The organism is Micromonospora sp. WMMC273, assembly GCF_027460285.1.
Taxonomy (GTDB): domain Bacteria; phylum Actinomycetota; class Actinomycetes; order Mycobacteriales; family Micromonosporaceae; genus Micromonospora; species Micromonospora aurantiaca.
On sequence record NZ_JAPZBE010000001.1, the window covers coordinates 1,604,367 to 1,625,402 of the forward strand.

Below are 21,036 nucleotides of genomic sequence, written 5' to 3' on the forward strand. Positions count from 1 at the left end.
CGCCGCCCGACGGCGGCCGGTCCGGTCCCGGTGCACCGCGCGGCCGGCGACCCACCCCGATGTGGGTCGTCGGCCGCGCGGTGGTCAGCGGCTCGCCCCGACCAGGTGACGGCCGGCCGCGCCCACGGCGGCCACCTTGCCGATGTTCTTCGGCGCGGCCATCAGCCCGCCCGCGCGGTCGAGCATGCCCCGGAACACCTGGCCCGGCTTCTGCTGCTCGCCCATGTACGCCGACACCACGACGAGCGCGCCGGTCAGCGCCGGAACAGCCCACTGGAGCAGCTTCATCTGCCGTTGACTGGCGGCGACGTTCGCCGGGGTGTGGTGGTTCGGTTCGGTGGTCCCCTCGACCGGCGGCCCGCCGGCCTTCTCCAGCCGCATGCCGACCAGCCGGCTGTAGCCGGTCACGGCCAGCGCCCCGACCGTCAGCGCGGTCTTCACCGCGCTCATCTTCCCCACGCCCGCCTGGCGGGCCATCCGCGGGCTCTCGGTGACCAGTTCACCGACCGCGCCGGCCAGGTGCGCGCCGATCGCCGCCGCGTTCACCGGTGTCCACCGCGCCCACCCGGCCGAGGCCACCGGCAGCCGCTCGGTCGTGTCGTTGATCCGCGCCGCCGCGCCGTTCACGCCCAGCGCCCCCATCAGGGAACCGCCGAACCAGGCCGCCAGGCCCAGGTCGTGCATCGAGCGCAGCGTGGTGTGCCGTTCTGACATCAGATCCCCCTCCGCCGTGTTCGGGCGGTGCGGCATACCCACGATCGGGCGACTCACGCCCGGGCGTGGCTCACCGGCGGGGGAGCGTGCGCTCAGTGGCTCAGTGCCGGCGTGGGCTCAGCGCCGGGGGAGCGTGTCCGCGAACGCGGCGATCCGGGCGGCCAGCGGCGCCGACGCGCGTACCCAGGTGAAGTGGTCCAGCCGTGCGCCCGCCTCGGCGGCCGTGTAGCGGTGCCGCGTCACCGGCGCCGCGGTCAGCTTCCCGCAGAGGTGGTCGAGCGTCTCGTGCGGCGTGTACTGGTCGTCGTCGACGCTGACCGCGAGCACCGGCGTCCGGATCCGCCGCACGGCGGCCTCCGCGTCCACGCCGTCGAGTGCCGGGAACCGGCCGGTGCGGGCGGTGTGGGCCCAGTCGCGGATCACGCCGCGTGCCTGCCGGCCGCCGAAACCCCAGCCCGGCCAGACGCCGAGCAGCCGCGCCGTCGCCGCGATGGCCTGGGTGTACGGCAGCACGCCCCACCCGCGCAGGCCCGGGTACGTCCGCCACCACGGCAGCCCCACCGCCACCAGGGCCAGCCCGTCCACCCGGTCGTCGTCGTCCAGCGCCTGGTGCAGCACCGCGACCTGGCCACCGAGGGAGTGCCCGAGCAGCAGCCGGGTGCGGCCGTCCAGCCGGGGCTTGAGCGCGTCGAGCACGGCGCCGACGTCGGCGGCCATCTCCTGGTAGCCGTACCGGCAGGCGCGCGACGGCACCGGGGTGCTCTCGCCGGTGCCGCGCAGGTCGGCCACGATCACCGCGAGCCCGGCGTCGCGCAGCGCGGCGGCGAACGGCCGGTAGTAGCGGGCGCGTACGCCCATCGCGGGCCAGATCAGCACCACCGGCGCGCCGGGCGGACCGGCCGGCTCCGGGTAGACCTGCACGCCGATGCGCGCGCCGTCGACGTCCACGTACTCCTGGGTGTAGTCCCCGCTCACCCGGATCAGGGTACGGCCCGAACCTTACCGGTGGGTAGCAAGGGGTCGCCTCACGCCACCGCCGGTGCGGGCCGGGCCGCGTTCGTCAGCGCACCGTAGACCGCGACGAGCTGCTCCGCGCAGCGCCTCCAGGAGTACCGGCTGCGGACACGGTCGAGCGCGGCGGTGGCGTACGCGAACCGGCGCACGTTGTCGCCGAGCAGCCGGCGCAGCGCGGTGCCGAGCGCGCGGGGGTCACGCGGCGGCACCAGGTCGCCGGTGAGCCCGTCCACCACGCTGTCGGCGATGCCGCCCACGTTCGTGCCGATCACCGGCACGCCGCAGGCCATGCCCTCCAGCGGGGTGAGCCCGAACGGCTCGTACCAGGGGGCGGCCACGACCACGTCCGCCGACCGGTACCAGGCGGCCATCTCCTCGCGCGGCACGCCGCCGAGCAGCCGTACCCGATCGGCCACGCCGCACGAGTCGGCGAGCGCGGACAGCCGGCGGGCGAACGTGTCGGCGGGCAGCAGGTGGCCCGGCGGGCCGCCGACCACCACGCACTCCGCGTCCGGCACCGCCGGCAGCGCCCGGACCACGTCCAGGAAGCCCTTGCGTTCGACCATCCGCCCGACGGTGAGGATGCGCGGGCGGGCCGGGTCGCGGGGCGCGACCGGGCCGTCCGGGCGGAACACCGCCTCGTTGACGCCGGCCGGCACGAGCGCCATCCGGGACCGGGGTACGCCCATCCGGACCAGCTCGGCGACCTCGTCGGAGCACTGCACGACGACCCGGTCCACGGCCCGGCCGAGCGCCCGCTCGTAACCGGCGCGCCCCGGTGCACTGGTGTCCCGTACGCCCTGGTGGCGACGCTTGACAGTGCCGAGCGAGTGGTACGTCAACACGGTCGGCACGCCGGTGCGACGGCTCGCGTGCACGGTGGCCAGCCCGCTCATCCAGAAGTGCGCGTGCGCCACGTCCGGGGTCCAGCCGCCGCGCCGCCAGGTGTCGGCCAGCCGGCTTCCGAACTCGCCCGTGTACGGCAGCAGGTCGTCCTTCGGCACCCGCCGCGCGGGACCGGCCGGCACGTGGCACACCTGGTAGCCGTCCGGCGCGTCGACCGCCTCGGGCAGCGCGGGGGAGTCACGGCGGGTGTAGACGCGGACGTCGTGGCCGGCAACGGTGAGCGCGGACGCGAGTTCCGCCACGTGCGTGTTCTGGCCGCCCGCGTCCTCCTCGCCGGGGGCGGCGAGCGGGCTGGCGTGCTGGGAAATCATCGCGATGCGCATGTTCTCGTCCTCCAGGATCCGGTCCCAGTCGGCGAGGAAGCGGTCCGGACCGCTTCCTCGCCACTCGCGTGCCCGTGCGCCGAGCCGGTACGCGGCGTCGGCGTCCCCGGTCAGCCGGCGCGCGACCGCCACGAGCGTGTCGACGCGGGTGGCCGGCGCCCCGGCGTCCGGTGGGGCGGCGTCCACCGCTTCCGTGGTGGCCGGAAGGTCGCGTTGATGCCGGGGATGCGCATGGAGGACCCCTACCCTCGGCTTGCGCCCCTAACCAGGAGATCGTCGACTTCACCGCGGGGCGTCAGCCCGGCAGCATCCCGGGGCCGAACACCTCGTAGGCGATCCGCTCGGCCGGCACACCCCGGCGCAGCAGGTTGCCCCGGACCAGGTTCATGAACGGGACCGGGCCGCACAGGTGCACGTCCACCCCGGCGGGCAGCGGGAGCCGGTCCGGGTCGATCAGCCCGGCGGACACCTCCGCCTTCAGGCCGGGCAGGTCGGCCCCGGCGGCGTCGAGGTACCAGAGGTGGACGGCCAGGTTCGGCAGCCGCTGCTGGAGCGCGGGGAGTTCCGCGCGCAGCGCGTGCGCCTCGGCGTCCCGGTCGGCGTGCGCCAGCGTCACCCGCCGTCCGGGGTTCCGGTCGGCCAGGTGGGCCAGCGCCGCCATCGCCGGGGTGAGCCCGATGCCGGCGCTGACCAGCAGCAGCGGCCCGTCGCCGCCGGTGGCGTCGACCTCGCCGAACGCCGGGCTGAGCCGCAGCGTGTCGCCGGCGGCCACCCGGTCGTGCAGGTGACCGGAGACCATGCCGTCGGGGGCGCCGCCCTCGCCGCGTACCCGCTTCACGGTGATCCGCCACTGGTCGGCGCCGGGGCGGCCGGAGAGGCTGTACTGGCGGATCTGCTGCCCTCGGCCGCCGTCCAGGTCGACGGCGACCGAGACGTACCGGCCGGGGGTGAAGCCGGGTGCGGCGCCGCCGCCGGCCGGCGCGAGGGTGAGCGAGACGACGTCGGCGCTCTCCCGGGTCCGGCCGGTCACCCGCCAGTCCTGCCACACCGGACCGCCCTCGGGTACGCCGGCGCCGGCGTAGAGCCGCGCCTCGCGGGCGATCAGCTCGCAGGCCAGCAGCCAGTAGACCTCGTCCCAGGCGGCGGCCACCGCCGGGGTGACCGCCCCGCCGAGCACCTCGCCGACCGCGGCGAGCAGGTGGCGGCCGACGATCGGGTACTGGGTGGCGGTGATGCCGAGGGAGGCGTGCTTGTGCGCGATCCGGTCCAGGACCGGCCCCCACGGCATGCCGCCGTCGCCGGTCAGGTGCGCCGCGTACGCGACCACCGCCGAGGCGAGCGCGGCCTTCTGCGCCCCGGTGGCCTGGTTGCCCCGGTTGAACAGGTCCAGCAGGTCCGGGTGGGCGTCGAACATGCGCTGGTAGAAGCGGCCGGTGATGGCCTCGCCGTGCGCCCGCACGACGGGCAGGGTGGCGGTCACGACCGCCGCTGAGGATTCCGAGAGCACTACCGAATCTCCTTTCGGGGCTCGAACAGGTCGATCCCCACAAAACAGGATTCAGAGATTCCTCTTTTAGGGTCGAAGGTCCCGGTGCCGGGGTGGCATGGGTCACCGTGAATCTGCTGGTGTCCTGGGCGGCGCCGAGTGGCTAGGGTCGGTGCGTGAGGCTCAACCGGTCGACCGACATGGCGTTGCGGATCGCCATGCTGACCGCCGCGTCCCCGGTCCGGGCCACCGTCGACGAACTCGCCACCCGGCTCGAACTGCCCCGCAGCCACGTCGCCAAGGTGGTGCAGCGGCTGCAACGCATCGGGGTCCTGGTGACCATTCGGGGCCGCTCCGGCGGCGTGGCCTTCGCCGAGCACGCCGCGGACCTCACCGTCGGCCAGGTGGTCCGCGCCTTCGAGGGCGACGGCGAGGTGGTCGACTGCGCGCAGCCGGTCTGCCCGCTGGTCGCGGAGTGCCGGCTGCGCGGTGAGCTGCGCCGCGCGCAGGCCGCGTTCCTCGCCGTGCTCGACGGGGTACGCCTCGGCGACCTGGTGGACGGATCCGCCGGCCCGCTCCTGCTCAGCCTCGGCGCGCCACCGGCAGGTCGCTGATGGCCGTCTCCCATCCGATCTACGCCCGGCTGTTCGCCCGCGCCAGCGTCGGGATGGACCAGGCGGGCGTGGCCCGGCACCGCGTCCGCCTCGTCGCCGGGCTGCGCGGCCTGGTGGTCGAGGTCGGCGCCGGCAACGGGCGCAACCTCGCGCACTATCCGCCGCAGGTCAGCCGGGTGCTCGCGGTCGAGCCGGAACCCCACCTGCGCGCGCTGGCCCGCGCCGCCGCGCCGGGCGCCCCGGTCCCGGTCACCGTCGCCGCCGGGCTGGCCGAGGAGCTGCCGGTCGCCGACGGCGCCGCCGACGCGGTGGTGCTGTCGCTCGTCCTCTGCTCGGTGCCGGACCAGGCGGTCGCGCTGCGCGAGGCGCGGCGGGTGCTGCGGCCCGGCGGCGAACTGCGCTTCTACGAACACGTGGTGGCGCAGACCTCCGGCCTGCGCCGGGCCCAGCGCCTGGCCGACGCCACGCTCTGGCCGCTGTTCTGCGCCGGATGCCACACCGCCCGGGACACGGTGGCCGCGATCCGGGCCGCCGGGTTCACGGTGACCGAACTGGACCGGTTCCGCTTCCCGCCGAGCGGGCTGCCGGCGCCGGCCTCGCCGCACGTGCTCGGCACCGCGATCCGGGCCTGACGCCGGACCGGGCCGGACGCGCGTTCCGGCCGGCCCCGGCCCGGCGCCCCCGGGGTGCGGGGGCGCCGGCCGTCGCTGTCAGCTCACGCTCACCGTGCCGTCCGGGGCGCGGACGCAGGAGACGGTACGGGCGCCGGTCGCCGCCGCCCCGGCCAGGCACCGGCCGAGCACCTTGTGCCCGGCGGCGTTCGGGTGCCACGACTCCTGGCAGGTCTGGAAGTACGTGCCGCAGGCGTTGGCGATGCGCTGGATGTCGAGCTTGTCGTATCCGGAGAGGCTGGTGACGAACGTGCCGCTCGGGCCGTCCATCAGCCGGATCGGGGTGGCCAGGGCGTTGCCCGGGCTGCCCGTCGACTCGCAGAGCCGGGCGCCGTCGAACGCGCGCTGCACGTTCAGGTAGACCAGGTCGTCCTGCGGGAACTCACCGGCGAGCGTGCCGCGCACCGAGCTGACGAGCGTGCCGAGGCCCTGCGAGAAGCGGTGCCCGGGCGCCAGGCTGGCCCGGTGGATCGGGCAGCCGGCCGCGTACCGCTCGGCGCCGAGCGCGCGGAACTTGTCCCGGGTGTCGTCGCGGCTGTCCTCGGTCCAGTAGGTCTGGTCCAGCTCGAACGGCAGCGGGTTCGTGTAGTCCTGGAACACCACCCGGTGCTGGCCGTCGGCGTCGATCTGGTCCAGCGTGGTGAGCAGCTGCCGCAGCGCCGTGGTGGTCTCCGCGGTGGCGGCGGCGAACTGCGCGGCCGTGCCCAGGTCGGCGTCCGTGCACGGCTTCTGCTCGACCGGCCCGCCCAGGTACGCCCAGAACTCCCACCAGCCGGTCCACGCGTCGGCGATGAACCGGTTGGCGCACTTCTCCGCCACGCTGCCGAAGGTGAACGAGCTGTTGTTCGAGCCGAGGCCGACGAGCACCAGGTCGATGTCGTGGGTCCGCGCCACCGACCGGAGCTGGTCGAGCTGGGCGGCCACCTGCCGTCCCTTGGCCCGGGTGGCGGACGCGTTGGCGATGTCGTACGGCTGGCCGCCCGAGCAGGCCAGGTTGAACCGCGCGGAGATGCCGGGCAGGTCGGCCTGGAACAGCGAGGCGTTCGGTGAGCGGTGGCAGAAGTAGGCGTTGGCGTTGGCGGCGGACCAGCCGGGGAAGCCCTGGGCCACCCCGTTGACGTCCGCCACCGGCGCGTACGCCCCGGCGCCCTCACCGCTGATGAAGCTGTCTCCCAGCGCCACCGCGGCGGTGGGCAGTGCGGCGGCTGCGGGCCGGGCGGGCGCCGCGGCGGCGGGCAACGCCACCGTGGCGAGCGCCAGCGCCGCCGCGAGCACGGAACGACGGAACACGGACATGCCCGACCTCCCAAGACATCGAAATGTGAAAGATTCTTCAGGAGGGCGATCAGATCACGCGCGTGTGACGGACGTCAATGGCCCGACATCGGTGGCCGTTCACCGGGGAAGACATCCGGCGCCCGGGTCGTTGTGTCGGCTGGACACCCCGCCCGTCCCGCCGGGCCGCCGTGCTCGACCGCCGGACGGAACCGGACGGCAGGCCGATCGCGCAACGCACCGCCCCGGTGCCGCCGACCTGTCGGGGCACCCGGCTAGGCTCGCTCCGGCGCGCCGCGCCCGGCGATCATCGTGGGGGATCACACGGTGAACGGCACCACACCGCCGAGACCTGGGAGTACGACCAGTTGACCGCACAGCCTGAGACCCTCTACGGGGCCGACGACCTGACGCATCTGGAGGGCCTCGACGCCGTCCGCAAGCGCCCGGGCATGTACATCGGCTCGACCGACAGCCGTGGCGTGGGTCACCTCGTCAACGAGATCCTCGACAACTCGACCGACGAGGGTGTCGCCGGTCACGCCACCACTGTCGACGTGATCCTGCACGCCGACGGCTCGGTCCAGGTCGACGACGACGGCCGGGGCATCCCCACCGACGTGCACGCCAAGTCCGGCATCTCCGGCGTCGAGCTGGTGCTGACCCGCCTGCACGCGGGCGGCAAGTTCGGCGGCTCCGGCTACAAGACCTCCGGCGGCCTGCACGGCGTCGGCGCCTCGGCCGTCAACGCGTTGTCCCGCCGCTTCGACGTCACCGTCCGGCGCGGCGGCAAGGTCCACGCCATGTCGTTCCGCCACGGCGTACCGGGCGTCTTCGACGGCGACGGGCCGGACGCGCCCTTCACCCCCGGCCCCGGCCTGCAGATCGTCGGCGCGATGAAGCGCGGCCAGCGCACCGGCACCTCGATCCGCTGGTGGCACGACCCCCGCTACTTCGAGACCGGCGCCGCGCTCGACACCCAGACGGTCCGGCTCAAGCTGCGCAACACCGCGTTCCTCGTGCCCGGCGTCGCCTACCGGCTGCGCGACGAGACCGGCGAGCAGAGCGTCGAGGAGAGCTTCCACTTCCCCAACGGCCTCACCGACATGGTGGAGTTCCTCGCCCCGGCCGGCGACCGGCCGGTCTCCGGCACGCTGCTGGTCACCGGCGAGGGCACCTACCGGGAGAACGCCGCCGACGCCAACGGCGTCATGCAGTCCAACGTGCAGCGGCGCGCCGAGGTCGAGGTGGCCTTCCGCTGGGGCACCGGCTACGAGCGCACCGTCGAGTGCTTCACCAACACCATCCGCAACGCCCACGGCGGCACCCACCGCAAGGGCTTCGAGCGCGCGCTGGCCCGTACCCTCGCCGAGGCCGCCCGCAACGCCCGCGGCCTGCTCAAGCCCAAGGAGGACGCGCCCACCCTGGACGACGTCCTGGAGGGCATGACCGCAGTGGTGCACGTGCGCATCCCGGAGCCGCAGTTCACCTCGCAGACAAAGGACGAGCTGTCCACCGCCGGCATCACCAAGGTGCTCCAGGGCCTGGTCGAGGCGCACCTCAAGAGCTGGCTGGACGACCGCCGCACCAAGGCCGAGGCCCGCACGGTGCTCCAGAAGATCGTCGACGCGGCCCGGGTCCGGCTCACCCAGAAGCAGCAGAAGGACGCCGCCCGCCGCAAGACCGCGCTGGAGGGCGCGGCCATGCCGGCCAAGCTCGTCGACTGCCGGGCCGCGGGCATCGAGCGAAGTGAACTGTTCATCGTGGAGGGGGACAGCGCCCTCGGGACGGGGCGGCTCGCGCGGTCCTCCGAATACCAGGCGCTGCTGCCGATCCGCGGCAAGATCCTCAACGTGCAGAAGGCGAACCTCCAGCAGGTGCTGGACAACGCCGAGTGCGCCGCGATCGTCCAGGTGCTCGGCGCCGGCTCCGGCCGGACGTTCGACCTGTCGGCCCTGCGCTACGGCCGGGTCCTCATCATGGCCGACGCGGACGTCGACGGCGCGCACATCCGTACCCTGCTGATCACGCTGTTCGCCCGCTACATGCGGCCGCTGATCGAGGCCGGGCGGCTCTACGCGGCGATGCCGCCCCTGCACAAGATCACGACCAAGGGGCGCAACCCGCAGACCGTCTACACCTACACACAGGCGGAGATGGAGGCGACGGTGCGCAAGCTGGAGAAGGCCGGCAAGCAGATCGTCACGCCGATCCCGCGCTTCAAGGGCCTCGGTGAGATGGACGCCGACGAGCTGTGGGAGACGACCATGAACCCGGCCACCCGGGCGGTCCGCCGGATCACGCTCGACGACGTCGACGCCGCCGAACGGATCCTCGAACTGCTCATGGGGGAGAAGGTCGAACCCCGCCGCAACTGGCTGATCGACTCCGCCGACCGCGTCGACCGCGACGCCATCGACGCCTGACCAACGGGTTCTTCTCGGAAGGGAACCGCACCATGGCACGCCGCAAGGACGACCGCGCGAAGGCGGACCTCGCCGCCTTCGACCAGGCCGGCGCCCGCGTCTTCGACAACCCGCTGGTCACCGAGGTCTCGGACTCCTACCTGGAGTACGCGTTCTCGGTCATCCACTCCCGCGCCCTGCCCGACGCGCGCGACGGGCTCAAGCCGGTGCACCGGCGCATCCTGTGGTCGATGTACGAGCAGGGCTACCGGCCGGACCGCGGCCACGTCAAGAGCGCCCGCATCGTCGGCGACGCAATGGGCAAGTACCACCCGCACGGCGACACCGCGATCTACGACGCGATGGTTCGGTTGGCCCAGGACTTCTCGCTCAACGTCCCGCTCATCGACGGGCACGGCAACTTCGGCAGCCCGGACGACGGCCCGGCCGCGGCGCGATACACCGAGGCCCGGATGTCCCGGGAGGCGATGCTGCTCACCGGCGAGCTGGGCGAGGACACAGTCGATTTCGAGCCGAACTACGACGGCTCGCTGACCCAGCCCACGGTGCTGCCGGCGGCGTTCCCGAACCTGCTCGTCAACGGCGCGTCCGGCATCGCGGTCGGCATGGCGACGAACATGATCCCGCACAACCTCGGCGAGGTGGTCCAGGCCGCCCGCTGGCTGATCAACCACCCGGACGCCACACTCGACAAGCTCATGGAGTTCGTGCCCGGCCCCGACCTGCCCACCGGCGGGCTGCTGCTCGGCCTGGACGAGGTGCGCCGCGCGTACGAGACCGGGCGCGGCGTGGTGCGCATGCGCGGGCGGGTGGAGATCGGCCCGCTGGAGGGCAGCCGCGGCCGGCAGGCCATCACCGTCACGGAGCTGCCGTACGGCGTCGGCGCCGAGAAGGTCATCGCGGCCATCACCAACGAGGTCAACAAGACCAAGCGGCTGACCGGCATCGCCGACGTCAAGGACCTCACCGACCGCGAGAACGGCACCCGCCTGGTGGTGGAGTGCAAGGTCGGCGTGAACCCGCAGGCGCTGCTGGCCGACCTCTACCGGCTCACCCCGCTGGAGCAGTCCTTCGGCGTGAACAACCTGGTGCTCGTCGACGGCCAGCCCCGCACGCTCGGGCTCAAGGAACTGCTCGACGTGTTCCTGGCCCACCGCTACGAGGTGGTGACCCGGCGCAGCGCGTACCGCAAGCGCAAGCGGGAGGAGCGCCTGCACCTGGTCGACGGTCTGCTGATCGCTCTGCTCGACATCGATCGGGTGGTCAAGCTGATCCGCGCCAGCGAGGACGCGCAGGCCGCCAAGGACGGCCTGATGCAGAAGTTCAAGCTCTCCGAGATCCAGGCGAGCTACATCCTGGACACTCCGCTGCGCCGGCTGACCAAGTACGACCGGCTGGAGCTGGAGGCCGAGCAGGAGAAGCTGCGCGGCGAGATCGCCGAGCTGTCGAAGATCCTGGACGACCCGAAGGTGCTGCGGAAGGTCGTCTCCGACGAGCTGGCCGCCGTGGTCAAGCAGTTCGGCGCGCCGCGGCGCACCACGCTCGTCGACGGTGACCTCAAGGAGGTGCTCGCCGCCTCGGTGCCCGCCGGTCCGCTGGAGGTCGCCGACGACCCGTGCCAGGTGATCCTCTCCGCCACCGGGTTGGTGGCACGGACCGCGGCCGAGTCGGAGGAGGCCGCCGAGGCGCGCCGGCGCAGCGGCCGGGTCAAGCACGACGCGGTACGCGCGATCGTGCACTCCACCGCCCGCGGCCGCGTGCTGCTGGTGACCAGCGCCGGGCGCGCGTTCAAGATCGACGTGCTGCCGTTGCCGGTGCTGCCGGAGCAGTCCGGCACGGTGTCGCTGCGCGGCGGCATGTCGGCGGCGGAACTGGTGCCGCTGGAGCCGGGTGAGACGGTGGTCGGGCTGGCCCCGCTGGGTCCGTCCGCGCAGGGCTCGCCCGGTCTGGCGCTCGGCACCCGGGCAGGCGTGGTGAAGGTGTGCGCCCCGGACTGGCCGGTCCGCTCCGACGAGTTCGAGGTGATCTCGCTGCGTGACGGCGACGAGGTGGTCGGCGCGACCTGGCTGACCGACGGCGCCGAGACGCTGGCGTTCGTGTCCTCGGAGGCGTCGCTGCTGCGCTTCGCCGCATCGGTGGTACGCCCGCAGGGGCTCAAGGGCGGCGGCATGGCCGGCATCAACCTGCCGGGCGACGCCCGGGTGGTCTTCTTCGGCGCGATCCGCACCGACGACGCGAAGCACGGTGAGCCGATGGTGGTCACCTCGACCGGAGCCACGGTGAAGGTGACGCCGTTCAAGGCGTACCCGGCGAAGGGAAGGGCGACCGGCGGCGTACGCGCGCAGCGGTTCCTCAAGGGTGAGCTGGAGCTGTCGGTGGCCTGGATCGGCCCGCGGCCGGTGGGCGCGACGGCCACCGGAGACCCGGTGGAGCTGCCCCCAGCGGACCCGCGCCGAGACGGTTCCGGTTTCGCCGTGATGCTGGGCCCGACGGTCGTAGGCCACCACATCGACCGCGACTGACGAGGTAGGGCGGGCGCCTGGCGCACCCGCCCTACCGCTCAGCCGCGCCCGCCCGCGCACCCGGCGACCCTGCCCATCTCGGCCCTGTCCGACCCGGGTGATCAAGGAGTTTGCGGCCCTTTCACGCTCCCGCCGACCACAAACTCCTTGATCACCGCAGGGGGCGCCGTCGGCGCCTGGCGAGTTGCGGGTGTGTGGGCACTCGCCCCCACCCTGCCCGGTCGATCATGAGGTTGGCGGCGACAAAACGGACACCGATCGCCGTCAACTTCATGATCGACGCGGTCCGGCCCTCCGGGTGCCCCGATCGCACCCCCACCGTCTGTTGACCATGAAGTTGGCGGGCGTGAATCGGGCAATTTGTGCCGCTCACTTCATGATCAACGGGGCGACGGCGGGGCGACGGCGGGGCAGCGGGACGGGTGGGGGAGAGGACCCGGGTCAGAGTTCGGGTTCGGGGGACTGGCGGGACTCGGGGGTGGTGCCCCGCAGGCGGGCGATCAGGCGCATGCCGTGGTAGATGACCAGGGCGGCGGCAGTACCCAGCGCGATGCCGTTGAACGACAGGTCGCCCGCGGTCAGGGTGTAGTTGGCGGCGCCGATGATCACCGCCACCGCGGCGGTGAACAGGTTGATCGGATCGTGGAAGTCGACCCGGTTCTCGATCCAGATCCGGGCGCCCAGGATGGCGATCAGGCCGTACAGCGCGGTGGTGGCGCCACCGAGCACCCCGGCCGGGACCGTCAGGATCAGCGCGCCGAACTTCGGGCACAGCCCGAGCAGGATCGCCGTGCCGCCGGCCACCCAGTACGCGGCGGTGGAGTAGACGCGGGTCGCCGCCATCACGCCGATGTTCTCCGCGTACGTGGTGGTGCCGGAACCACCGCCGGAACCGGCCAGCACCGTGGCGACGCCGTCGCCGAGCAGCGCCCGGCCCATGTCGCGGTCCAGGTTGCGGCCGGTCATCGCGGCCACCGCCTTGACGTGCCCGGCGTTCTCCGCGATCAGCACCAGGATCACCGGGATGACCAGCACGACGGCGCGCGCGTCGAAGCTCGGCGTGTGGAACTCGGGGAAACCGATCCAGGCCGCCTGGCGCAGGCCCCGGACCGCCTGCTGGTCGAGGTTGCCGGTCAGCGCGGCGAGCACCCAGCCGACCACCACGCCGACGAGGATCGACAGCCGCGCCACGAAGCCGCGGAACAGCACAGTGGTGAGCAGGATCGCGACGAGCGTGACCACGGCGATCAGCGGCTGCGCCTTCACGCCGGTGCCGGAGCCGCCACCGTCCCACGCGACCGGCGCGAGGTTGAGGCCGATCAGCATGACGATCGCGCCGGTGACCACCGGCGGCATCAGCGCGTCGATCCAGCGGGAGCCGGCCACCTGCACCACCACGCCGACGATCGCCAGCGCGACGCCCGCGACGACGATGCCGCCGAGGGCCGCGCCGATGCCGCCGTCGGTCTTCGCCGCCAGGACCGGCGCGATGAACGCGAACGACGAGCCGAGGTACGAGGGCAGCCGGTTACCGGTGATCAGCAGGAACAGCAGCGTGCCGAGCCCGGAGAAGAGCAGCGTGGTGGCAGGCGGGAAGCCGGTGATCAGCGGGACGGTGAAGGTGGCGCCGAACATGGCGACCACGTGCTGCACGCCCACGCCGATGGTGCGCGGCCAGGAGAGCCGTTCGTCGGGCGCGACCACGTCGCCGGGGCGTACCTGGCGGCCGTCGCCGTGCAGGGTCCACGGGGACCAGCGGGAGGTGGGGGACTGGGTCATCGGTCGCCCTTCGCGTCAGCGGGTGACGGGGGCGTGATCGACCCTGGGAGTTGTTTCTAGCACGTGCCCTGGCCGGATGTGGGCCCGGCCCGGGCTCAGGCGACGCCGGTGGGACGGAACTGGACGCTGACGCGGGGGCCGACCGGCCGGGTGGTCTTCGGCACCGCGTGCTCCCAGGTGCGCTGGCAGGAGCCGCCCATGACCACGAGGTCGCCGTGGCCGAGCGGGAACCGCAGGCTGCCGCCGCCACCGCCGCGGGGGCGCAGCAGCAGCGCGCGCGGGGAACCGAACGACACGATCGCCACCAGGGTGTCGGTGTGCGCGGAGCGGCCGAGGGTGTCGCCGTGCCAGGCGACGCTGTCGCGGCCGTCGCGGTAGAGGCACATGCCGGCGGTGACGAACGGCTCGCCCAGTTCGGGCGCGTAGTGCCGGGTGAGCGCGTCCCGGGCCGCGGTGAGCACCGGGTGCGGCAGGGGCCGGCCGGCCGCGTACCAGCAGAGCAGCCGGGGCACGTCGACAGCGGTGTCGTACATGGTGCGGCGTTCGGCCCGCCACGGCACGTCGTGCCGCAGCGTGTCGAGCACCTCGTCGGAGCCGCGCACCCAGCCGGGCAGGTGGTCGACCCAGGCGCCCCGGCTCAGCTCGTGCCGGCGCAGCGCCCCGGCGAGCGGGCCCAGGGTCGGGCCCTGCTCGGCCAGGTCGAGCATCGAGGGCTGGTACGCGTCGGACACGCAGCCGATCGTACCGTGCTCTCGAACAGGCGTACGACGGTCAGCGCCGCAGCATCCGGCGGACGGTGCCCGGGACGGCCTGCTTGATCCGCTCCCGGAGCTGCTGCGAGCGCAGCGCGTCGATGGTGGCGGTGAGCTTGGCGTTCTCGTCGCGCAGCCGCTCGATGCGGGTCAGCAGTTCGGCCGGCGGGGTGGCGGCGGCGGGCCGGACGGCCGGCGGGAACACCGTCTCGGCGACCTGTCTGTCGAAGCGCGCGGCGCTGTCGCCGTCGGCGAACGAGGTGCCGAGGTCGTGCTTGCGCAGGAACCCGGTGATGGTCTCGAAGCGGGCCTTGTGGCCGTCGTTGAGCGACGTGTAGTCGGCCTCCGCGTAGAGGTCGGCGGCGTCGACGTCGGCCGGCACGTCCCGCATGATCCGGTGCGGGATGCCGAAGTAGCGGGCCAGTTCCAGGGTGCGTGAGTCGTGCGCGAACAGGTAGCCGGGCGTGCCGGCGACGAGCGCGGTGATGGTGCCGTGGATGCGGGTGCCGAACGCGAAGTCGTACCCGGAGAGGTGGTCCATCCACGTCCACGGGTCGACGAACATGCGCACCTTGTCCTCGGCGAACAGCGGGTGCGAGGTGTGCAGCGGGATGTCGCTGCTCTGGCCCCGGTACTCGGGCGCGTCGCCGTAGAGCAGGGTGCCGAGTGTGCGCAGGTCCTGCGGCACGTAGCAGAGGTTCGGGTAGCGCTCCTGGTGGTGGCGGACCACAGCGGCCATCGAGCGGACGTACGGGGAGATGGTGAGCGCGACCTTCGAGTCGGCGGTCAGCTCCGGGCGGTTCTTCTCCAGGTGGAACGTGTCGCCGTGCAGGAACATCGACGGGCAGCCGATCTGCTCCACGTCGGAGAAGCCCAGCGCGTTGAGGTAGCTCTCGGTCACCTCGCCGCGGACGCCGATGCTGTGCGACCGGTCCAGCACGGCCTTGCAGAAGGCGCGCACCGGCTCGTCGATCTGGCGCAGGTACTCGCGGTCGCCGTCGACGTTCGTCTGCACGCCGACGCCGAGCACCACCACCGGGATCTTCAGCCGTTCGATCAGCCGGGTCAGCGGCGTCAGGCGGTGCACGAAGCTGCGGCGGAACGCGTTGGCGAGGGGTACGACGAACACGTCGTGCCGCTCGTTGATCTCGTCGGCGAGACGCGGGTCGGCCGGGGTGCGGGTCGGTGTGATCTCGGCTGTGGAGGTGGCGAGCAGCTTGTACGCGGCGTGGCTGAAGACCAGGTTGCCGCTGTTGTCCCCGATCCAGTTGCCGGCGAACGTCTCCTCGGGTGTGAGGACGTCGAACGGGCCCTTGCGGGCGCGGAGCAGGATCCGCTGGTGCATCCGGTTTCGCTCACCTTCCGTACGGCACGGCGTGCGGGCGGGAGCCGGGTGGGTGCCCGCGCGTGCAGAACGGAAATCCTATCCGCCGCCGCTGTGGAGCCGAGCGGACGTCGGCTCGCCGGGAACGTCCCGGTTGCCCGGGGTAGGGTGCCCGGAATGACCAGCGCGCCGACCGTCACCCGTGCCCCGCGACTGCCGTCGCTGACCGGATTGCGGTGGGTGGCCGCGCTGCTGGTCTTCGGCTTCCACGCCGGGACGATGGGGATCGTCGCCGAGCCGCACCTGAAGCCCCTGGTCGACAAGGCGTTCAGTCTGGGCCTGTCCGGCGTCGAGTTCTTCTTCATCCTCAGCGGGTTCGTGCTGGTCTGGTCGTACCGGGACGGGGAGCGCGCGTGGACGTTCCTGCGCCGCCGGTTCGCCAAGATCTACCCGAACCACGTGGTGACGTTCGTCGCCGCGCTGGCGGTCGCGGCCTGGTTCGCCGACCCGATCGTGCCGTGGGCCGCGATCGCCAACTTCTTCCTGGTCCAGGCGTGGATCCCGCTGGGCGGCTACTTCTACAGCATCAACAACGTGAGCTGGTCGCTCTCCTGCGAGCTGGCCTTCTACCTGTGCCTGCCACTCGTGGTGCCGTGGCTGCGCCGGGCCCGTACCGGGGTGCTGCGGACCGTACTGGTCGCGGCGCCGCTGCTCATCCTGGCGCTGTGGCCCGGCCAGCAGCTCGTCCCGGAGGAGCAGCGGTGGTGGTTCACCCAGATCTTCCCGGTGACCCGGTCGCTGGAGTTCTGGATGGGCGTGGCCGCCGCCGAGCTGATGCGCCGGCACCGCTGGCGTGGCCCGAACCTCGCCGTCGCCACCGGCATCTTCGTCACCACCTGGGTGGTCGCCGCGCTGTGGATCCCGGCCGAGTTCTGGGCGGCGCTGCTCGCTGTCGCGTACCTCCTGGTCATCGCCGCCGCGGCGGACGCCGACGTGCGCGGCCGGCCCACCCCCTGGCGGTCCCGGGCGATGGTCTGGCTCGGCGAGGTGTCGTTCGCCTTCTACCTGGTCCACGTGCTGGTCATGGTCACCGTGCTGCGGCTGACCGGGCACTGGGGGACCGGCCTGCCCGGCTGGCGCGGCCCGCTCGCGGTGCTGGGCTTCCTGGTGATCACGCTCGCGCTGGCCGCCGCGCTGCACCGCTGGGTGGAGACACCGATGATGCGCCTGCTCGGCCCGTCCCGCCGGGCCCGCGCGGCGTCGCCCGCACCGGCCGTGCCGGCTCCGCGCACGCCCGCCGAGGCCGCCACCGGGCCCGCCTCCGACGGGGGCGCGGCGTCCGTCACCGGTCCGGCCGAGGACATCGAGTACGCCGGGCGGCGTCGCCCGCACTGACACGCGCACACGTCGGCCGGTCGATCCGCGACACGCCGTGCGGCGGTGCGTTCGTGGGGGATCGGCGGTAATTTGTACCCGTGCTTCCGATCGCGCTCACCTGCCCCGTGTGGTGGGTGGCGCGCTGGACCGCCCGGATGCTCGCCAGTCTCGCCGTGGTCGTCGCCTTCTCGTTCGGCGCCGCCACGCTGCCGTCCGGTGTCGCTGCTGCCGCCCCGGCCCCGGCTGCCGCCGTCCCGGCGTACCCGGTCGCGGGCGCCTCGACCACCGCGCGGCCGGAAGCCGACCGCGTGGCCGAGCGGCAGACCATCCCCGCCGGGGTGCCGGCGCCCGCGCCCCGGGCAGCCGCCCCGGCCGCACCGCAGCCGGTCCCGGCCGGACGGGCCGCCGCACCGGCCGGCCCGCGGGCCCCGCCCGCCCGCTGACCCGCTCACGGGCCGCGCCCGTCCTCCGCACCCACTCGCACGTCATCCCCGCACCCGCCCCGGCGGCCACCGGCCCGCCCCGGCGAGGTCGTGCGGGTCCTCCCGCCAGGTCCTTCCCGTGAGGTGCCGACCATGTCCCAGACCGCTCTGTACCACTTCCTCACCTCCGTGCCCGAGGCCGCCGCCATCTGGTCCTTCCTCCTGCTGCTCGCCCTCGGCCTGCTCGCCGCCCTCGTCGCCCGGCCCGAACGCGACCCCGTGCCGGAGGCCGCCCCCGAACCGGCCGACGCCGACGCCGCCCGCCGCGACGACCTGATCCGGTACGCCGAGGAGGTCGCGGTGGCCGCCGCCGGAGCCGCCCAGACGGCCCGTCGCCGCCGGGAGCGGTGGCTGGCCGCGCAGGACGAGGCGGACCGGGCCTGGACCGCGTACGACGAGGCGGACGCCGCCGCCCGCCGCCTCGCCGGTGCCGCCGCGCTGCCCGCCCCGCGCACGCCGCGCACCCCCGCCGAGTACGCGGCCCGGGAGCGCTGGCTGCACCACGCCGCCATGACGGCGCACTGGCGGGGCGACCTGACCGCCCGTCAGCTCGCCAACGTGCTGGCCCGCCGCAACGGATGGGATCCCCGCCGGCACCCGGCCGAGCAGGAGATCCTGCTGGCCCGCACCGTCCGGGACGGGCGCCGGGCCGGATGGGAGAGCGCCGCCGCGCGGGAGCGGACGGCCTGGCGGGACGCGGAACTGGCCGCCGAGGCCGCCCGGACGCTCGCCGCCGAGGCGTACGCGGCCACCGCCGCGCTGCGGCCCGCCCCGGCGTACCGGAGCGCGACGGCGAGCGCCGTGCCGGTGGCCGCGACGGTCCGCAACGCCCGCTGGCGCCCGGCCCGGGTCGGCTGAGACGACCGTCTCGACCGAATCGTTACCCGGAATATGGTGAGCCCGGTCACCCGGGCCGCCGAAACGGGCGCCGGGCGCAGAACGGGTCATCGAGTCCCGCGATTGCCGGTCGGGTGCTCGCCGTCTGTCCGCTTTCCGCCGCCGGGCGCCGTCGAAACTGCTTGTCCCATTGAGCGAAGTCAGTAACCGGGTGTTCCGAAATCCGTTACCGCGGATCACGTTTACGCAGGTGGGAGCGCTTGGCATGGGACATACCCACCGGTAGTGTCGGCGCGTCCGATGCGGTAATCGATCGCCGACGGCGACGCCGCACCGACCCGCCTAATCGTGTTCCACGAACCGGGGACCCATGAGCACCATCGGGGTGAATCCGCGGGCCCACGGCCCGCGGTAGGGCGTACTTCCCGCCCGAATCCGTCAGCTAACCCGGTCGGCGGCCACGGAAGGAGCAACCCCTCTTGCCCACCCCTCGATCGTCCCCCCGCCTCCACGGCGAAGCGGTGCCCGCGCGCGCCTGACGCGCGACCGGCAACCGCCCCCTGGGCGCCCGGCATCACGGGCGTTCCCGATCCCCCGGCCATCCGGCCCCGCCAGCACGTGTGAGTTCCTCCGCGTGCCGGGCCGGCGTGCGCCGCTCACGCCCCGTGGAGGATTTCGTGAAGCACCACCTGAAGCGTCAGCTGCGACGGATCGTCACCGAACGCCCGTACCAGATCATCGCCGGATCGGCCGCCGCGCTCGTGCTGGCCGCCGGTGCCGGAACCGTCGCCACCGCCGGTGACGACGCCCCGGTCCAGGAGAACACCGCCGCGGTCGCCGACCTCGGCTCCGCCCGTCTCGGCGAGCAGCCCGCCAGCCGCGGCGAGGCCCGCATCGCCGTACCGCCCAGCGCCTCCGCCGCGCCCAGCGCGTCGCCGAGCGCCTCCCCGTCCGCGAAGGCCACGGCGGACCCGGACACCACGCCCAAGGCCAAGCCGAAGCCGCCGTCGAGCAAGTCGCTCGACTACGACTACCAGGCGCAGATCAACTACTTCTACTGCGGCCCGGCCGCCGTGCGCAACGCGCTCAGCGCCGCCGGCATCGAGCGCAGCCAGGACGCGCTCGCCGGTCCTCTCGGCACCACCGAGATGGGCACCAACTCCGCCGAGGACACCACCCGGGTGCTCAACCAGCAGGTCAAGGGCAACCCGTACCGGACCCGCATGATTCCCGGCTCGGCCACCCCGGCCCAGATGGACCGCCTCCAGGCCGACGTGGTCGAGGCGATCAGCAACGGCCGCGGGGTCGTCGCGAACGTCGCCGGTACGGCCACCGACACCAACGGCGGCTGGCACTCGTTCCCGGGCGGCCACTACGTCGCCGTGGTCGGCTACAAGGACGACGGCCGGACCGTGCGGATCGCCGACTCGGCCGACCCGTCGCTGCCGTCGTACTGGGTCACCACGATCGACCTGGCGCACTGGATCGCCAGCCGCGGCTACTCCGCCTGACCGTCCCGCACACCCGAAGGCCGGCACCCCACCCGGGGCGCCGGCCTTCCTCGTCCCGCCCCCGCCCTCACGCCGTCTTGGCGCGCCGGTCTTGGACTTGTGGCACCCAGTATGCCCGGCTCGCCCGCTATGGAAGGTGCCACAACTCCAAGATCGAGGGTGAGGGCGGCGTGTGGGCGGCCGGAGCCGCAGCGAGGGGGTCGGCGGGGTTCGGTCTCGCGTGTCCGGGGCGGGCGGTGGCAGACTGCGCCAATGAGCGATGCGACGGGGAAGCGGCACCTGATTCTCCTGCACGGCATGGGTGCCACCGGCGAGGTGTGGCTACCCTGGGCGCCGCTGCTGGAACGCCGCTGGCCCGGCCGCTGGCTCGCCCCCGACCTGGCCGGTCACGGCTGGTCACCGCCGCTGCCCGGCTACTCGTTCGAGGCGCTGGCCCAGCGCGTGGTGGACGGGCTCGGGCCAGTGCGGCTCGGCCCCGACGACCGGCTGGTGCTGCTCGGGCACTCGCTCGGCGGGGTGGTGGCGCTGGCGCTCGCGGCCCGGCAGCGCGGGCTCCCGGTCGACGCGGTGGTCGGGCTCGGCATCAAGGCGGTCTGGTCGCCGGCCGAGCTGGCGAAGTCGGCGGAACTGGCCGCCCGGCCGGTCACCTGGTTCGCCACCCGGGACGAGGCGGCCCGGCGCTACCTGCGGGTATCAGGGCTCGCCGGGCTGTTCGCCCCGGACCACCCGGTGGTGGACGCGGGATTGCGGCGGGAGGACGGCCGCTGGCGGCTCGCGATGGACCCGGCCGCGTTCGCGGTCGGGGAGCCCCGGCTGCCGGTGCTGCTGGCGGCCACCGGTGTACCGGTGCTGCTGGCCCGCGGCGAGGCGGATCCGATGGTGACCGACGCGCAGCTCAAGGAGCTGGGCGTGCCGGTGGCGACGCTGCCGGGACTGGGCCACAACGCGCACGTCGAGGACCCGGAGGCGGTGCTCGCCCTGCTCGACCCGTACCTCTGAACGGGCGAGCCGGCCCGCGACGGG

At 73.7% G+C, this 21,036-nt stretch carries 17 protein-coding genes and 1 riboswitch; of the genes, 9 read left to right on the plus strand and 8 right to left on the minus strand.

Annotation, left to right across the window (positions count from 1 at the left end; all coding sequences use genetic code 11):
• Positions 1-84 precede the first annotated feature (84 nt).
• From O7611_RS07725 to O7611_RS07740, 4 genes are all read right to left on the minus strand, one after another.
• On the minus strand, positions 85-714 hold the full coding sequence (locus tag O7611_RS07725; protein WP_194800869.1) for a hypothetical protein: 630 nt from the start codon (positions 712-714) through the stop codon (positions 85-87).
• Between the two features lie 117 nt (positions 715-831).
• Positions 832-1,689: an alpha/beta hydrolase family protein gene (locus tag O7611_RS07730; protein ID WP_269696484.1), complete on the minus strand. Its 858-nt coding sequence runs from the start codon at positions 1,687-1,689 to the stop codon at positions 832-834.
• Between the two features lie 50 nt (positions 1,690-1,739).
• A complete protein-coding gene (locus O7611_RS07735) occupies positions 1,740-2,957 on the minus strand; it encodes a glycosyltransferase (RefSeq protein WP_269698063.1) in 1,218 nt (405 codons plus the stop codon).
• A 295-nt stretch (positions 2,958-3,252) separates the two neighbouring features.
• The gene (locus O7611_RS07740) at positions 3,253-4,464 is read right to left on the minus strand and encodes a globin domain-containing protein (RefSeq protein WP_269696485.1); all 1,212 of its coding nucleotides are present in this window, start codon (positions 4,462-4,464) and stop codon (positions 3,253-3,255) included.
• Positions 4,465-4,619: 155 nt separating this feature from the next.
• Here O7611_RS07740 and O7611_RS07745 point away from each other — a divergent pair, with 155 nt between their 5' ends.
• The gene (locus O7611_RS07745) at positions 4,620-5,057 is read left to right on the plus strand and encodes an RrF2 family transcriptional regulator (RefSeq protein WP_194800872.1); all 438 of its coding nucleotides are present in this window, start codon (positions 4,620-4,622) and stop codon (positions 5,055-5,057) included.
• On the plus strand, positions 5,057-5,689 hold the full coding sequence (locus O7611_RS07750) for a class I SAM-dependent methyltransferase (RefSeq protein ID WP_194800873.1): 633 nt from the start codon (positions 5,057-5,059) through the stop codon (positions 5,687-5,689). Before O7611_RS07745 ends, O7611_RS07750 begins: the two co-directional genes overlap by 1 nt.
• 78 nt (positions 5,690-5,767) lie before the next feature.
• On the opposite strand, the gene O7611_RS07755 is transcribed toward O7611_RS07750, so the two are convergent.
• A complete protein-coding gene (locus tag O7611_RS07755) occupies positions 5,768-7,024 on the minus strand; it encodes a hypothetical protein (RefSeq protein WP_269696486.1) in 1,257 nt (418 codons plus the stop codon).
• A 347-nt stretch (positions 7,025-7,371) separates the two neighbouring features.
• On the opposite strand from O7611_RS07755, the gene O7611_RS07760 reads away from it, so the two are divergent.
• Both O7611_RS07760 and O7611_RS07765 read left to right on the plus strand, forming a co-directional pair.
• Positions 7,372-9,429 carry a DNA gyrase/topoisomerase IV subunit B gene (locus O7611_RS07760; protein WP_194800875.1) on the plus strand — a complete coding sequence of 686 codons (2,058 nt, stop codon included), beginning with the start codon at positions 7,372-7,374 and terminating at the stop codon, positions 9,427-9,429.
• 32 nt (positions 9,430-9,461) lie between these two features.
• On the plus strand, positions 9,462-11,951 hold the full coding sequence (locus O7611_RS07765) for a DNA gyrase/topoisomerase IV subunit A (protein ID WP_194800876.1): 2,490 nt from the start codon (positions 9,462-9,464) through the stop codon (positions 11,949-11,951).
• Positions 11,952-12,392: 441 nt separating this feature from the next.
• On the opposite strand, the gene O7611_RS07770 is transcribed toward O7611_RS07765, so the two are convergent.
• The 3 genes from O7611_RS07770 to O7611_RS07780 all read right to left on the minus strand — a co-directional run bounded on the left by O7611_RS07770 (position 12,393) and on the right by O7611_RS07780 (position 15,827).
• Complete coding sequence (locus O7611_RS07770) at positions 12,393-13,730, minus strand: uracil-xanthine permease family protein (protein ID WP_194800877.1); 1,338 nt, start codon at positions 13,728-13,730, stop codon at positions 12,393-12,395.
• A gap of 95 nt (positions 13,731-13,825) precedes the next feature.
• Positions 13,826-14,461 (minus strand): alpha-ketoglutarate-dependent dioxygenase AlkB, encoded by a 636-nt coding sequence (locus O7611_RS07775; RefSeq protein ID WP_194800878.1) that lies wholly within the window; start codon positions 14,459-14,461, stop codon positions 13,826-13,828.
• A 40-nt stretch (positions 14,462-14,501) separates the two neighbouring features.
• Complete coding sequence (locus tag O7611_RS07780) at positions 14,502-15,827, minus strand: polysaccharide pyruvyl transferase family protein (protein WP_194800879.1); 1,326 nt, start codon at positions 15,825-15,827, stop codon at positions 14,502-14,504.
• Between the two features lie 156 nt (positions 15,828-15,983).
• Here O7611_RS07780 and O7611_RS07785 point away from each other — a divergent pair, with 156 nt between their 5' ends.
• From O7611_RS07785 to O7611_RS07805, 5 genes are all read left to right on the plus strand, one after another.
• Positions 15,984-17,201, plus strand: coding sequence for an acyltransferase family protein (locus O7611_RS07785; RefSeq protein WP_194800880.1), 1,218 nt, complete (start codon positions 15,984-15,986; stop codon positions 17,199-17,201).
• A gap of 80 nt (positions 17,202-17,281) precedes the next feature.
• On the plus strand, positions 17,282-17,626 hold the full coding sequence (locus tag O7611_RS07790; RefSeq protein WP_269696487.1) for a hypothetical protein: 345 nt from the start codon (positions 17,282-17,284) through the stop codon (positions 17,624-17,626).
• A 132-nt stretch (positions 17,627-17,758) separates the two neighbouring features.
• Entirely contained in the window at positions 17,759-18,523 is a 765-nt protein-coding gene (locus O7611_RS07795) for a hypothetical protein (RefSeq protein ID WP_269696488.1), read from the plus strand.
• A gap of 308 nt (positions 18,524-18,831) precedes the next feature.
• A riboswitch (cyclic di-AMP (ydaO/yuaA leader) is annotated at positions 18,832-18,974 on the plus strand.
• Between the two features lie 205 nt (positions 18,975-19,179).
• Entirely contained in the window at positions 19,180-20,013 is an 834-nt protein-coding gene (locus O7611_RS07800) for a C39 family peptidase (RefSeq protein WP_269696489.1), read from the plus strand.
• A 252-nt stretch (positions 20,014-20,265) separates the two neighbouring features.
• Positions 20,266-21,012, plus strand: a complete 747-nt coding sequence (locus O7611_RS07805) for an alpha/beta fold hydrolase (RefSeq protein WP_269696490.1) — start codon at positions 20,266-20,268, stop codon at positions 21,010-21,012.
• The last annotated feature ends 24 nt before the right edge of the window (positions 21,013-21,036 follow it).